The sequence below is a fragment of the Microbacterium tumbae genome, assembly GCF_054780175.1.
Window position 1 is genome coordinate 435026 of record NZ_BAAGWV010000004.1, and the last position, 14492, is coordinate 449517.

11 protein-coding genes and 1 tRNA gene are annotated in these 14492 nt (G+C 70.5%); 3 read left to right on the top strand and 9 right to left on the bottom strand.

Annotation, left to right across the window (positions count from 1 at the left end; all coding sequences use genetic code 11):
* Positions 1 to 10: 10 nt before the first annotated feature.
* Positions 11 to 1885, bottom strand: coding sequence for an SIP domain-containing protein (locus ACYVGQ_RS17040; RefSeq protein WP_460785873.1), 1875 nt, complete (start codon positions 1883 to 1885; stop codon positions 11 to 13).
* Between the two features lie 129 nt (positions 1886 to 2014).
* Between ACYVGQ_RS17040 and ACYVGQ_RS17045 the strand changes: the two genes are divergently transcribed.
* A complete protein-coding gene (locus ACYVGQ_RS17045; RefSeq protein ID WP_460785874.1) occupies positions 2015 to 3607 on the top strand; it encodes an AraC family transcriptional regulator in 1593 nt (530 codons plus the stop codon).
* Between the two features lie 48 nt (positions 3608 to 3655).
* Here ACYVGQ_RS17045 and ACYVGQ_RS17050 read toward each other — a convergent pair.
* Together ACYVGQ_RS17050 and ACYVGQ_RS17055 are read right to left on the bottom strand one after the other, a co-directional pair.
* Positions 3656 to 3728 (bottom strand) — tRNA-Thr (locus ACYVGQ_RS17050).
* 86 nt (positions 3729 to 3814) lie between these two features.
* Positions 3815 to 4759 (bottom strand): DsbA family protein, encoded by a 945-nt coding sequence (locus ACYVGQ_RS17055; protein ID WP_460785875.1) that lies wholly within the window; start codon positions 4757 to 4759, stop codon positions 3815 to 3817.
* 216 nt (positions 4760 to 4975) lie between these two features.
* On the opposite strand from ACYVGQ_RS17055, the gene ACYVGQ_RS17060 reads away from it, so the two are divergent.
* Both ACYVGQ_RS17060 and ACYVGQ_RS17065 read left to right on the top strand, forming a co-directional pair.
* Positions 4976 to 6082: an ABC transporter ATP-binding protein gene (locus tag ACYVGQ_RS17060; RefSeq protein WP_460785876.1), complete on the top strand. Its 1107-nt coding sequence runs from the start codon at positions 4976 to 4978 to the stop codon at positions 6080 to 6082.
* A gap of 83 nt (positions 6083 to 6165) precedes the next feature.
* The gene (locus ACYVGQ_RS17065) at positions 6166 to 7470 is read left to right on the top strand and encodes a DUF4032 domain-containing protein (RefSeq protein ID WP_460785877.1); all 1305 of its coding nucleotides are present in this window, start codon (positions 6166 to 6168) and stop codon (positions 7468 to 7470) included.
* An 81-nt stretch (positions 7471 to 7551) separates the two neighbouring features.
* On the opposite strand, the gene ACYVGQ_RS17070 is transcribed toward ACYVGQ_RS17065, so the two are convergent.
* From ACYVGQ_RS17070 to ispD, 6 genes are all read right to left on the bottom strand, one after another.
* Positions 7552 to 9432, bottom strand: coding sequence for a VaFE repeat-containing surface-anchored protein (locus ACYVGQ_RS17070; protein WP_460785878.1), 1881 nt, complete (start codon positions 9430 to 9432; stop codon positions 7552 to 7554).
* A gap of 175 nt (positions 9433 to 9607) precedes the next feature.
* Positions 9608 to 10249: an NAD(P)-dependent oxidoreductase gene (locus ACYVGQ_RS17075; protein WP_460785879.1), complete on the bottom strand. Its 642-nt coding sequence runs from the start codon at positions 10247 to 10249 to the stop codon at positions 9608 to 9610.
* Positions 10250 to 10262: 13 nt separating this feature from the next.
* Complete coding sequence (gene rlmB / locus ACYVGQ_RS17080) at positions 10263 to 11270, bottom strand: 23S rRNA (guanosine(2251)-2'-O)-methyltransferase RlmB (RefSeq protein WP_460785880.1); 1008 nt, start codon at positions 11268 to 11270, stop codon at positions 10263 to 10265.
* The gene (gene cysS / locus ACYVGQ_RS17085) at positions 11263 to 12663 is read right to left on the bottom strand and encodes a cysteine--tRNA ligase (RefSeq protein ID WP_460785881.1); all 1401 of its coding nucleotides are present in this window, start codon (positions 12661 to 12663) and stop codon (positions 11263 to 11265) included. Before cysS ends, rlmB begins: the two co-directional genes overlap by 8 nt.
* Before the next feature lie 47 nt (positions 12664 to 12710).
* A complete protein-coding gene (locus ACYVGQ_RS17090; protein ID WP_460785882.1) occupies positions 12711 to 13232 on the bottom strand; it encodes a hypothetical protein in 522 nt (173 codons plus the stop codon).
* Positions 13229 to 14452, bottom strand: coding sequence for a 2-C-methyl-D-erythritol 4-phosphate cytidylyltransferase (gene ispD, locus ACYVGQ_RS17095; protein ID WP_460785883.1), 1224 nt, complete (start codon positions 14450 to 14452; stop codon positions 13229 to 13231). Before ispD ends, ACYVGQ_RS17090 begins: the two co-directional genes overlap by 4 nt.
* Positions 14453 to 14492: the final 40 nt, after the last annotated feature.

The following is a 14492-nucleotide window of genomic DNA, read 5'->3' on the forward strand; positions in this document are numbered from 1 at the left end:
GTGATGGGGTTCAGCGGGGATCGCCGCGCACGAGTTCATGTACGACGACCCCCCAGCCGACGGTGCGGGTCGCGCTGATGGCCATTCCCGCACGGGCGATGACGGCGTCGAGCTCCGCGACGGTGCGCAGTCCGGAACCGTGCACGGTGAGAGCGAGCAGATCGTCCTCGGCGTCGTGCTCGTCGAGGCCGTCTGCATCGAAGGTCTCCTCGATCAGCAGCACCCGTCCGCCGGGCAGGAGGCTCTCGGCCGCCCGTCGCAGCGCGTGGGCGGCGTCGGCGTCTGCCAGCGGCTTGAGCGCGCGGCTGACGAGCACGGCGTCGGAGGCCGGGCCGGGTTCGAAGATGGACTGCTCGACCACGCCGACCCGCGCCCGCTGCTGCCCGTCGCCGAGGGTGTCGCGCAGGTCGCGGCGCAGCCAGTCGGCCTGTGCGGGGAGCGCGCAGATCGTGACGCGCAGGTCCGGATGCGTGGTGACGAACTCACCTGCCAGTGCGCCCGCGCCATCCGCGTGGATCACCAGGTGCTCGACGCCGCTGAGGAGATCCGAGCCGGCGAGCGGCACGGCCAGCGCAGGGGTGAACTCGGCGATGCGCTCGAGGCGACGGTCCTCGTAGCCCTGCTCCTTCCGCACCTCGGCGTATGTCCTGCCGGTGACGGAGGCATACGAGGCCCGCCCCGTCCTGATCGACTCGGTGAGCCCGTGGATGCCGAGCATCTCTCTGCCGAGCGCCCCGGACGGGTTCAGGTAGTCGGCCATGAACTCGACGGTCAGGACCTCGCCCATCGGCGCCAGGCCGTAGTGACCCGGCTCGGTCTCGCTCACCACGTTAAGGGCGTGGAGATAGCGCAGCAGCTTGCCGAGCGCCCGCTCGTCCGCACCGGTCCTGGCCGCCAGGTCCGCGACGCCGGTGACGCCTCGGGAGATCAGCTCGGCGACATCCAGCTCGACGGCCGTGCGGACCGCGATCGGTGCGATCAGCTCGGTCAGGTCGTGGAGCTGCTCGAACGGCGTCCTCGACTTCTCGGGATCCGGCACCTCCCCGTCGGTCTCCAGAGCGACGACCTCGCCGCGCCGCCAGTATCCGGTGAACTCGATGGCCTGCTTCGGCATGCCTCGGTCCTCGACCAGGTGACGGCGCAGGTCCCGCACGGCCGTGCGTTCGCCGGCGACCCAGGCGAACGGACGACCGTCCCACCAGGCCGCGCCGCGGACGGCGTCCACGAGAAGGGTGGTGGTACCCGCCTCGGCGCCGTCGCGCACGAGCCAGGTGACCTCGACGCCCGGGAGCTCCTGCGCATCGCGCAGCGGGATGCGGTGGGAGCCCTCTGCGACCTCTACGAACACCTGCGCCCGGGCATCCGCGGGCAGCTCCTCGATCAGGCGGGCGATCGCGGGGATGGTGGTGTCATCGCCCGCGACGAGCAGCCAGTCCGCCTCCGCCGGAAACGCCTTCGAGCCGGTGGGACCGGTGAAGTGGAGGCGGTCGCCCGGCCGGGCACGATGAGCCCAGGTGGTGCCGACGCCGATGCCATGCCTGACGAAATCGACGTCCAGCTCGCCGGTCTCGCGACTCCACCGACGCACCGTGTACTCCCGTGACAGGGGGCGCGGATCCCGCGGAGTGCTCAGGCCGCTCTCCTGCTGCACGGGGAGCACCGGCTCGCTCTGGCCCGGATACGGGAAATAGAGCGCGATGTCATCGTCGAAGCCCAGCGAGTCGAACGCGGGCTGCGCAAAGCCGGTCGCCGAGGTGAAGGAGCGCAGCTGCTCACCGGACAACGTGACCCGGCGCATTCCGGGTGTGATGTCGACCGTCCGGACGACCTCGACCTCCCGGAGGACGGCAGGGTGCACCGTGAGGCGGCGTGAGGTTTTCGGCATGCGGAGCGCAGCCCTTTCGGATCGCATCGGGAAGGAGAGGCCGCGCGCCGCCTGCGGCAGGAGGGCCGCTGATAAGGTTAGGTAATCCTCACTCTCGACAGGGTGCGCAGACTGTCGGATACTTAGGATGTGATCCGCCCCTCCTCCATCACCGTCGGCGCGAGCGATCCACCGCCGATCCCCGGCGCCCGTGCAGGTGAGACCGGGATGCCGCGTCGACCGATGCTGCTCTGGGTGCGCACGGGCACCGCGCACGTCCGCCTCGACGGCCTGGCATACCGGATCGACCGCGGACAGGGGATCTGGATCCCGGCCGACGGCTGGCGCGACCGCGTGATCGTCACCGAGCCGGGCACCGTGGCCTTCCCGCTCCTGCCGCAGGCCACGATCGGGTCCGGCGCGCCGAACGCGACGACGCGCTTCGACGTCCCCGACGACTGGCAGGACTGGCTGATCCAGCACTTCAATCTCCAGGTCACGCCGTACAGTGCGCACGGCTATCCCGAGGCCGCCATCGCGGAGCTGCTGCGTCCGGCACGACGTCGCCGGCACGAGGCCGGGCCTCTGGCACCGCCTTCGCCGCCTCCGCTGCCGAAGACTCCCGGCGCTCGAAGGCTTGCGGAGGAACTGCTGCGCGACCCCGCTCTCACCCTCACCGTCGAGCAGTGGGGTGCGCGCGTGCTGTGCAGCCCGCGCAGCCTGCGCCGTGCCTTCGTCGCCGACACCGGCCTCACCTTCGAACAGTGGCGACTCGGCTGCCGGCTCGATGCTGCCGTCGAACTCCTCGCCGCCGGCTACGACGTCGAGCAGGTGGCCGCACGGGTCGGCTTCGCGAGCCGCAATGGCCTGACCCGCGCGTTCAAGCAGCGTTTCGGGCAGACACCCCGCGATTTCGGCAGGGAGATGCGGCGCACGCTCACCGGCGACGGCTCGATCGGACTGGGCGAGCGGGCGACGGCGGCCCGACAGACCGATGCGATGGTCGGCATGGTGGGCCGGGGCTCTGCCCGCGTCGTGCCGGACCTGCTCCCCGCGACCCGCACGCCGCCGCACGCCAACGACGCCCATGTGCTCTCGTGGGTGTACCGCGGCAGCGGATATCTGGACGTCGCCGATCGTCGGTACGAACGGGAACGAGGGGTAGCCACCTGGATCCCGGCGGGAGCCGACCACGTCACCGCTCTCCGGGAGAACTCGATCTCGCTGCCCCTCGGCAACGCCAGCACCGCCGATCTCACCCTGACGGAGCCGCTGCAGGTCCGATTCTCGCCGGCCTGGGACGACTATCTGATGTTCTGCTCCGTCAGCGCCCGTTCCGAGCTGCGTCCTGCAGATCACGATCCCCGTCACGTCCTCGGACTCTTCGCCGAGCAGGTCGCCGCCCAGCATGCGCTGTCGGTGCCGATGCCCGCCGACCCGCGGGCGCGGGCGGTCGCCATGGACTATCTGCGCACCCTCGGCACTCCCGGCGGATCATCAGCGCACGACGTGTCCGCAGACATCCACCGCGCCTTCCGCGACGAGACGGACATGACGTTCGCCCACTGGCGTTACGCGGCCCGCATGCGCATCGCTCGCGACCTGATCCTCGGCGGCGCGAAGCCCAGCGCCGTCGCGCGCCGGGTCGGCTACGCGCACCTGCCGACCTTCAGTGCCGCCTTCTCCCGCTTCCATGGAGTCTCGCCCCGCGAATACCAGGAACGCGAGACCGCGAGCGGCTGACCGGCGTTGCGTCTTCAGCAAGAGCGCTCCACACGGACGAAGGCACGGAGCCGACTGCGGGACTCGAACCCGCGACATCCTGTTTACAAGACAGGTGCTCTACCAGCTGAGCTAAGTCGGCGGACAGCGTCGGAGCGCTGCTGCATCTGAGATTCTATGGCACCGGCATCCTGCGGATGCGACCGCCGGATACCTGACGCAGACCGATCAGTCGGCCGGCGTCTCGGTCGGCTCCGGCGTCTCCGCGGACTCATAGTACGCGTCGCTCGCGACCGTGAGCACGAACTGGGAGAACTCGGCGGGGTCGTCGAGCGCTCCCACGTAGACCTGACCGTCGACGACCACCGTCGGCGCGGAGCTCAGCACGAGGTCGTCCGAACCGGGCAGCGGGCCCTCCAGCGCACGCGCCGTGGCATCCTTGGCCCACGAGACGTAGTCCTGGTGCTCGATGCACGAGCGCACCGTCTTGACGTCGTCGACGCCGACCGCGCCGGCGAGGTTGGCGAGCTCGACGTCGGTGCGTCCGTCGGTGTCGACGTCCGGCTGGTCGGCGAGCAGCTCATGGTTGAACGCGTAGAACTGGGTCGGCGCGTAGCTCGCGACGCAGGCGGCGGCGGCGGCGGCGCGCAGCGAGTACTTCGTGCCGTTCGAGTTGGCGGTCAGCAGCGCGACCGGGTGATAGGTGACGGCCGCAGCGCCCTCGGTGATCCAGCCGGACAGCTGCCGGGCGTTGGCGCGCTCGAACTCGCCGGCGCCCGGCGAGAGGTAGTCGACGTAGATGTGGATGTCCACCGTGCCGGCGCTAGTGGGCTCGGGCGTCGGCGTCTCAGCCCCGCCCGCCTCGGAGGGATCGGGGTCCGGCGTCGCGGGGATCTCGGCGCCCGAGATCGTGGAGCCGGTGATCTCGTGAACGACGACGCCGTCGTCCTCGAGTCCGGCCGGGCTGAGCGTCGGTGCGGACACCGTCGAGGAGACCGCCCACGTCACCGCCGTTCCGACCGCCCCGACGGCGACGACGGCGACGAGGCCGATGATGATCCGTCGCACGATGCGCGCGCGGGACTGGCGCGCCTTGACCTGCTGTGCCTTCTCCCGAACCGCCTCACGGGAATTGCGAGGGGTGGGGACGTTCGGCGTTTCGTCGCTCGACATCGTTCCTCTTGAAGATCTGGTGGGGACGGGCCTCCCCGGCGGGCCGCGGAGAGGCGGCACCGAGATCGATGCTAACGAGGCATTCTGGGAAATACCCAGAAGCGGCCATCCATGACATACTGATCTCGGCCCGAAGGCGGGCCACGGCGGGTCGTCCCCGCCGCTTCCATCACAACGGATCGTCCGGCACGTACCTGCCGGTGAAGGAGAAATGCAATGGCATCTGTAACGTTCGACGACGCTACCCGCCTGTACCCCGGCGGCACCCGTCCGGCTGTCGACAAGCTCAACCTCGAAGTCGGAGACGGCGAGTTCCTCGTCCTGGTCGGCCCCTCCGGCTGCGGCAAGTCCACATCCCTCCGCATGCTCGCCGGCCTCGAAGAGGTCAACGCCGGCCGCATCCTCATCGGCGACCGCGACGTCACGGACGTGCCGCCGAAGGACCGCGACATCGCGATGGTGTTCCAGAACTACGCGCTGTACCCGCACATGACCGTCGCCGAGAACATGGGCTTCGCGCTCAAGATCGCCGGCATCGGCAAGGAGGAGCGCGCCGCTCGCGTCCTCGAGGCCGCGAAGCTGCTCGATCTCGAGGACTACCTGACCCGCAAGCCGAAGGCCCTCTCGGGTGGCCAGCGTCAGCGTGTCGCCATGGGCCGCGCGATCGTCCGTCAGCCGCAGGTGTTCCTCATGGACGAGCCGCTGTCGAACCTCGACGCCAAGCTCCGCGTCCAGACCCGTACCCAGATCGCGTCGCTGCAGCGCCGCCTCGGCGTCACGACCGTCTACGTCACGCACGACCAGACCGAGGCCCTCACCATGGGCGACCGCATCGCGGTCCTCAAGGACGGCATCCTCCAGCAGGTCGGCTCCCCGCGCGACCTGTACGAGAAGCCCAACAACGTGTTCGTCGCCGGCTTCATCGGCTCCCCCGCCATGAACCTGTTCTCGGCGGACCTGGCCGAGGGCGGCGTCCGCTTCGGCACCGAGGTCGTCGCGCTGGACCGCGACACCGTCGGCCGCGCCACCGGCAGCCAGGTCACGGTCGGCGTCCGACCCGAGGACATCACCGTCGGCGGGGCGGACAGCAAGGGCCTCTCGGTCACGGTCGACCTCGTCGAGGAGCTCGGTGCCGACGGCTACCTCTACGGCCACACCGAGATCAACGGCAAGCGCACCGACCTCGTCGCACGCGTCGACGGCCGCAACCACCCGAACGCGGGCGAGACGGTCACCCTGTCCGCCAACCCGGGGCACGTGCACGCCTTCGACATCGAGTCGGGCGACCGCCTGAACGACAAGCCGGTCGTCTCGGCCTCGTAGCCCCTTCCACCTCGCGGCGCGGGTCGACCTCCTGGGTCGCCCCGCGCCGCGTCGTTTTCGGCGACGACCCCGCAAGGAGCACCATGCAGGACGCCCTGCGCATCACCGCGCGTACCGTGGACCCTGGACTGTTCGCCCTGCCGTGGTCGACGCCGCTGGCCACCTGGCCCTCCGAGCACATCGTCTCGCTGCCGAAAGGTCTGTCCCGTCACCTCGTGCGCTTCGCCGACCTGTCCGGCCGCGTCGTCGCCGTCAAGGAGACCACCGGCGAGATGGCACGGAGGGAGTACGAGATGCTCGGCAACCTCGCCAAGCTCGACGTGCCCTGCGTCGAGAGGGTCGCGGTCATCGAGGGACGGACGGATGCCTCGGGAGATCCCCTTCCCGCCGTCCTCGTGACGTCTCATCTGCGCTTCTCCATGCCGTACCGCGCCCTGTTTACCCGGGTCCTCCGTCCCGATACGGCGACGCGCCTCGTCGATGCGCTCGCCCTGCTGCTCGTGCGCCTGCACAACGTCGGCTTCTACTGGGGCGACGTGTCGCTGTCCAACACCCTGTTCCGCCGGGATGCGGGCGCCTTCGCCGCCTATCTCGTCGACGCCGAGACCGGGGAGCTGCACGAGGAGGGGCTCACCGAAGGACAGCGCGCCTACGACCTCGACCTCGCCCGGACGAACATCGCCGGCGAGATCATGGACCTCGCCGCGGGCGGCCGGCTCGAGCACGGCGTGGACGCCGTCGCCATCGCCGACGGCATCGTCGACTCCTACCGCTCGCTCTGGGCGGCCCTCACCGCCGAAGAGTCCTTCGCCGCATCCGAGACCTGGCGCATCACCGAGCGCGTCGAACGGCTGAACGCCCTCGGCTTCGACATCGACGAGATGTCCATGTCGACGACCGCGGACGGCACCCTCGTCGAGATCCAGCCGAAGGTCGTCGACGCCGGACACCATCAGCGCCGGCTCATCCGGCTTACGGGGCTCGACGTCGAGGAGAACCAGGCACGGCGCCTGCTCAACGACCTGGACGAGTTCCGCGCACGGTCGACCAAGCAGTGGGCCGACGAGGAGATGTACGCGCACGAGTGGCTCACCCGGGTGTTCGAGCCGGTCGTGCGCGCGATCCCCTATGACCTGCGCGCCAAGCTGGAGCCCGCGGAGGTGTTCCACCAGGTCCTCGAGCACCGCTGGTACCTCTCCCAGGCGCAGGGGCGCTCCGTCCCGCTCGCCGAGGTCCTCACGAGCTACATCAACGAGGTGCTCCGGCATCGCCGCGACGAGGCCACGATCATGGGCCCGCCGACCGAGACGGTGAGCCTGCCGATCGTGACGGGCTCCGTGCCCGTCTCCGACGACACCGACGAGATCGACTGGCGCGACCTGGTCTGAGCGACATGCGGATGCTGCACGCATCCCCGCGCGCGCGAGCGGGCGACGGTGGATCGCACCGTCGCCCGCTCTCGTCGTTCGTCAGCCGAGCTCGCGCTCCCGCTCGCGGCGCCGGGCTGCGATCAGCACGGCGCCCGCGACCAGGACGAGGACTCCGAGTCCGAGCAGCCCGACCGGGAGGACCGCCCCCGTGAGGGCGAGACCGCCGTCATCGCCGGGAGCGGCGGGAACGACCGGCCTCTCCTCGACGGCGACCGTCTGCGCAGCATCCTCGATGTCGGTGTGCTCGGCCACCGGCTCGCCCTCCGCGGCCGATCCCTCATAGAGGTGCTCGAACGCCACCAGGCTCTCTCCGGCGTAGCCGGCGGGAACTGCGAACACCACCTCGACAGAGCCGTTCGCCTCGGTCGGCGTGAACGTCGTCGAACCGGTGATGCCCGTCGCCGAACCGTCGGACTGCAGCATCAGCTCACCGGCGACGGTGTACTCGGTGCCCGGCGTCAGGTTCTGGTAGGCGATCGTGTCGATGACCGTACCGCCGCTCCAGACCAGGTCGTGATCCTGATCGGCATCATCCACCAGCGAGGTGCCGATCGCAGGAACCGTGACGACCGGCTCCTCCTCCACCGTCACCGTCTGCGCGGCATCCTCGATGTCCGCATGCTCGGCCACTGGTTCGCCCGCAGCGGCAGATCCCTCATAGAGACGCTCGAACGCCACCAGGCTCTCCCCCGCGTACCCGATCGGAACGGTGAAGGCGACCTCCACGGTGCCGTCGGCTGCGGTCGGCGTGAACGTGGTCGTCCCCGTGATGCCCGTGCCCGAGCCGTCCGCCTGCAGCAGCAGGTCGCCCGCGACGGTGTACGGCTGCCCCGGCGTCAACCCCGCGTACACGATCGTGTCGACCACCGTGCCGCCGTTCCATGCCAGCGCGTGGTCCTGATCGGCGCTGTCGACCAGAGTGGTGCCGATCGCGGGATCCACTGCCGCGAGCCATGCGCCCTCAGCCGATGCCGTCGTCGTCGCCTCCGCAGCAGCAACGAGGATGATCGACTGCGCGTGCGCATCCTCCGTGGGCGCCGTACTGCCGGAGACGGGGACGGAGATCACGAGCCCGGTCCCCTCCGCGCCGTCGACCGTCGCGGAGATCGTCGCGGATCCGGCCGCGGTCTCGCCACGGAGATCGAGGTACAGCTCCTGACCGTCGACGACCGCATCGATGTCGACGGCCGTCCCGGCCCCATCGGTGATCGGATACGCCGGGTCGGCGGCGACGCTCGCCGTGGCCTGGTTCGTCGAGACGATGAACGGGCCGTAGAGCACGCCGGCTGTCCCGGAGGCCGCTGGGGCCGTCACGGAGACCTCGACAGGAGCAGGAGCCGGCGGCGACAGCGCGGTGTCGGCGTTCGCGCCGTTCACCAGGTACCAGTACACCGCCTCCGAGTCGGGGGTCTCCCAGCTCCAGGCTGCGTCGAAGTCCAGGTCCGTGTATCGCCAGATCGCGTACTGGGTGGCCTCGACCGCGTCGTCGACGGAGAGATCCGCGACGCCGGCTGCCGCACCGAGCTCCGTCAGGCCCAGCGCCGGAAAGGAATGCGTGAGGACCCAGTGCACCTTCGCCTGGATGACGGGATCCGTGAAGTGGTTGTCGCCGAGGTAGCTCGCGTAGTCCCCTGCGACGGCGTCCGTGAAGGTGCGGGCGCTGATGTCGTGCTCGATGCAGTAGGCCCAGAGACCGGTCGCTCCGGGGTCGTCCGGATCGGCGGGAGCCTCTGCGTAGACCGGATGGATGGAGGTTCCGCCGTATCCGACCGACCCGCCGATCCATACCGTGTCGCCGGGGTCGATCTCCGCGGCAGCGGCCGATGCGATAGCTGCGGGAACGACCGCCGCGACCCCCAGGAGCACGGCGGCGAGACCGCGCCCCCATCGCCCGCTCGTCGTCGAAGTCCTCGTGCGCACCACTGTCGCTCCCCTTCCTCTCGCCATCGCGCGTGTGCGGCGACGGCGTCCACGGGCAGGGGTTCGGACCCCCGCGGAGTCAGTCTGAGGCGGGGAGGATGCCGGGGGCAAAGCATCCGCCCGCTATGACCCCCGAACGGAGGTCAAAGCAGCAGACCCGCGTCATACCCGCGAGTCAGTATCCGACGGTGAAGCGCTCCCGGCGGTGATTGCCCTGCTCGATCTCATCGACGACCGCGACGGCGAGATCGGCCCCCGAGATGTACGACTTCCCGTCGGCATCCCGCACGAGGACGTCGCCGCCGTCGCGGTAGTGACCGGTGCGCTCGCCCTCGGCCCAGGGACCGAAGACCTCCGCGGGGTGGATGAAGAACCAGTCCACGGATGCATCCGATGCCTCCAGAAGCGCGAGCGAGTCGATGCCGACCTGCGCCTCATGCCTGTACTCCTCCGGGAAGTCCTGATCGAACAGCCTCGGCCCGCCCGGGGCGACGAGACTGCCGCCGGCGCCGCCGATCACGCCGAGGCGCATCGGTGTCCCTGCGACCTGCTGCACGAGATTCGTCAGCGCCTCCAGCGCCTTGTCCGCCATGTCTCCCCGCGGGGAGATCGCGGAGACGACCGCATCCGCCTCGGCGAGCAGTCCCGAGAGCGGTGCGAGGTCCAGCGCGGAGCCCTGCTCGTAGAGCGCGCCCTCCACGCGGCCCGTCGGAACGGAACGCGAGACCGCGACGACGGCGTGGCCTCGGCTCACCGCCTCCTGCACGATGTGCCGTCCGGCGTAGCCGGTTCCTCCCAGGACGATGATGCGGGCCATGACGGTTCCTCCCCTACTGCCGGGCGTTGCGGATGGTCGAGATCTGATACAGCGCGACCGAAGTGGCGATGCCGGCGTTCAGCGACTCGGTCGTCGCGCTGATCGGGATCGACACGATCTGGTCGCAGGTCTCGGCCACCAGGCGCGAAAGCCCCTTGCCCTCGGAGCCGGTCACGATCACGACCGGACGATCCGCGAGCTCGAGCGCGGGGAGCGAGACGTCGCCGTCGCCGTCCAGCCCCAGCACGAAGACGCCCTGCTTCTTGAACTCCTTGAGCTGACTCGTGAGGTTCACGGCGAGCGCGACCGGGATGCGCGCGGCTGCACCCGCGCTCGTCTTCCACGCCGCGGAGTTCACCCCCGCCGAGCGCCGCTGCGGAAGGATGACCCCGTGGCCGCCGAAGGCGGCCGTCGAGCGGATGATCGCACCGAGGTTACGAGGGTCGGTGATGCCGTCGAGAGCCACGAACAGCGGGATCTCGCCGCGATCGATCACCTGCTCGAGGACATCCTGCGGGTGCGCGTACTCGTAGGGCGGCACCTTGAGGGCGACGCCCTGGTGCACGCCGTCGAAGCCGGCCATCCGGTCGAGCTCCTGGCGCGTGACCTCGAGGATGGCGATGTCGCGGTTCTTCGCGATCGACAGCATCTCCTTGACGCGGTCGTCCATCTCCACCCGCTGCGCGATGTACAGCGCGGTGGCGGGGATCCTCGTGCGCAGCGCCTCGAGGACGGAGTTGCGCCCGGTGACCGTCTCCGTGTCGCTGGTGTTGTCCTTCGAGCGCGCCGATCGGTTCGGGCTGCCGCCGGAGGTCTGCCGCTGGCCGGGACGGCCCTTTCCTCCCGCCGCGGCATAGCGCTCGGCGGCCGCCTTGCGCTTGCCCGCGACGTGCCAGCCGCGATCCTCCGCCTTGGGGGTCGGGCCCTTGCCCTCGAGCGCCTTGCGCCCGAGGCCTCCCGTGCCCTTGGTGGCGCCCTTCTTCTTGCTGTTGCCCGCTCCGGGGCGGCCTGGCTTAGCCATCGATGCTCCAATGTGTTCCGTCCGGGCCGTCTTCCAGCGCGATGCCCGCCGCCGCGATCGCGTCGCGGATGCGGTCGGCTGCCGCCCAGTCCTTGTCTGCGCGCGCCTGAGCGCGCTGGTCGATCATGGTGCGCACGAGTGCATCCAGCGCGGATGTCTCGGCGGAATCGTCTCGCGCCGCTGCCGCCGCGCCGTCCAGCCCGAGCACGTGCAGCATCGCACGCGCGGATGCCGCGGCCGTCGTCGCAGCATCCGAGTCGCCGGCATCCAGCGCCGTGTTCCCCGCTCGCACGGTCTCGTGCAGCACGGCGAGCGCCTGGGGCACGCCCAGGTCGTCGTCCATGGCGACGGCGAAGGCCACAGGGAGGCTCTGCGCGGCGAACCGGCCGTACCCGCCCGTCGTCCTGGAGACGCGCTGGAGGAAGGTCCTGATCCGCCCGAGAGCGGCGTCCGCCTCGGCGTACGTGGAGTCGGTGAGGTCGAGGCTCGAACGATAGTGCGCCGCGGAGAGCGCGTAGCGCACCACGAGCGGATCGTGCTGGGCGAGCACATCGGCCGCGAGCGTGAAGTTCCCGAGCGACTTCGACATCTTCTGCCCGTTCACCGTGATGAGGCCGTTGTGCACCCAGTACTGCGCGAAGCCGTCCCCCGCCGCGGTCGACTGGGCGAGCTCGTTCTCGTGATGCGGGAAGCGCAGGTCGAGTCCGCCGCCGTGGATGTCGAACTCCGCGCCGAGGTAGCGCTTCGACATCGCCGAGCACTCGATGTGCCAGCCTGGACGTCCGGCGCCCCACGGGGACTCCCAGACGGCATCGGCGGGCTCCCCGGACTTGGCGCCCTTCCAGAGCGCGAAGTCCTGCGGGTTGCGCTTGCCGCGGGGATCCGCGTCCTCGGCGGCCTCCATCGCGTCGATCGACTGATTCGTCAGAGAGCCGTATCCCGGCCAGGAGCGCACGTCGAAGTAGACGTCGCCCGAGTCGTCGGGCGCGGGGTAGGCGTGACCGCGCTCGATGAGCGTGGCGATCAGCTCCTGCATCTGCGGGATGGATCCCGTCGCCCGCGGCTCGTAGGTCGGAGGGAGGATGCCGATCCCGGCATACGCCGCCGAGAACTCCTGCTCCATCCGGTACGCCAGCGCCCACCACGGCTCGTCCGCCGCGTTCACGAGCACCTTGTCATCGATGTCCGTGACGTTGCGTACGAAGGTGACCCGCCCGTAGCGGTGCGCGAGCCAGCGGCGGAGCAGATCGAAGCTGAGCGCCGCCCGGACGTGCCCGATGTGGGGACCGGACTGCACCGTGGGTCCGCACACGTACATCGTGATGTTCTCGGGGTCGAGAGGCACGAAGTCGCGCAGCTGCTGTGCGCGGGTGTCGTAGAGGCGGAGAGTCACCTCACTAGCGTACCGGGGCGCGCCTGCGCGAACCCCGGCGGCGGGCCTCAGCGCCGTGACGTGACGCTCTCGCGCCGGTAGGTCACCGCCTGCGCCCTCCCCCGGAAGACGCTGCGCCTGTCCACCTCGACGAAGGCCGCCGCCGGGATCGCGAGTTCCTGCGCCTGCCGGAAGTCCTGGATCCGCGGATGGAGCTCGAGGAGCACCCGCCCGTCGTCGCCGAGCAGACGCAGCGACCCGGTGCTCGTCGGCTCGTTCACGGTGTACCCCGCGATCTCGCCGTCGCGGATGATCCGCTCGTCGCGGCGGATCCGCACGGTCAGCGTCGCGGCGTCGCGGCGCAGCAGGACGCGCTCCCGTGCGAGGAGCAGCAGGACGATCAGGGGGATGAAGACGATGACGCCCACGATCATCCCCGTGGACTTCGCACCGCCCGCCGCCAGCTCGTTCACGATGCCGGCGAGGAGGTCGAAGTTGATCAGCGCCGGCACGAGGATCGCGACGAGGTACGCGAGCCCGAGGACGAGCATCAGCCGGCGTCGCGGCTGCCGGATGGCGAGCTCTCTCATCGTGTGTCTCTGATGGTGTGCACGAGCGCGACCGCGGTCACCGCGATCCCCTCCCCGCGGCCGGTGAAGCCGAGCCCGTCGGCAGTGGTCGCGGTGACCGTCACCCGCGCCCCGCCCAACGCGCTCGACAGCGCGCGTTCGGCCTCGGGCCGTCGCGCGCTGAACCGCGGCCGATTGCCCTGAAACTGCACCGACACGTTGCCGATCGCGAACCCCGCCTCGGTGAGCAGCTCGAGCGTGCGGACCAGGAAGACCTCGCCGTGCGCGTCGGCGTACTCCGGATGCGCCGTGCCGAAGTGCTCGCCGATGTCGCCGAGCCCCGCGGCGCCGAGGAGCGCGTCGACGATCGCGTGAGCGACGGCGTCCCCGTCCGAATGCCCGGACAGCGCCGGCTCCCCCGGCCACTCGATCCCGGCGAGCCAGAGATCCCCCTCGCCGCCGAAGGCGTGCACGTCCGTGCCGATGCCGACGAGCGGCCCGGCAGGAGTCTCCGGCCGGGCGACGGATGCCGTGGGCGCGGCGCTCGGCGCCACGAGACGCCGCGCGCGCTCGAGATCGGATGGCGTGGTGATCTTGAACGCGCGCTCCGACCCGGGAATGTGCCGCACGGCGTGCCCCGCGGCGGCGAACAGCGCGGCGTCGTCGGTGTACTCGGCACCGGATGCGAGGGCGGTCGCGTAGGCCGCCTCCAACGGAAGGCGCGCGAATCCCTGAGGGGTCTGGGCCGCGGCGAGCTCATCGCGATCGACTGCGCCGACGATCTCGCCCGCGTCCACGCGCTTGAGCGTGTCGACGACCGGAAGCACCGGGATCACGCCGGCATCGCCCTCCACGGCCTCGGCCACGGCATCGAGCTGCTCAGGCGGCGTCAGCGCACGCGCGGCGTCGTGGACCAGCACGGTGGTGATGTCGCCCCAGAGCGCACGGAGACCGGCGGCGACGGACAGCTGCCGCGTCTCACCGCCGGTGACCACCCGACCGAGATCGGCACGATCGCCGGCGGCCGCACGCAGCTCGGTCTCGGCGTCGCCCTCGTAGCCGACGGGCGCGACGACCACCACCTGCATCGGACGGGCGGCGAAGACGCCGTCGAGGGCGTGCCGGAGCACCGGGCGCGTATCGATGCCGACGAACGCCTTGGGCGCATCGGCGCCCAGGCGCGTGCCGGCGCCCGCCGCGACGACGATCACCGCCGTCGTGGGAACCGGGAGCAGAGTCACGCTCTCACGTTACCGCGCGGGAACCACGCACACGTCTCGA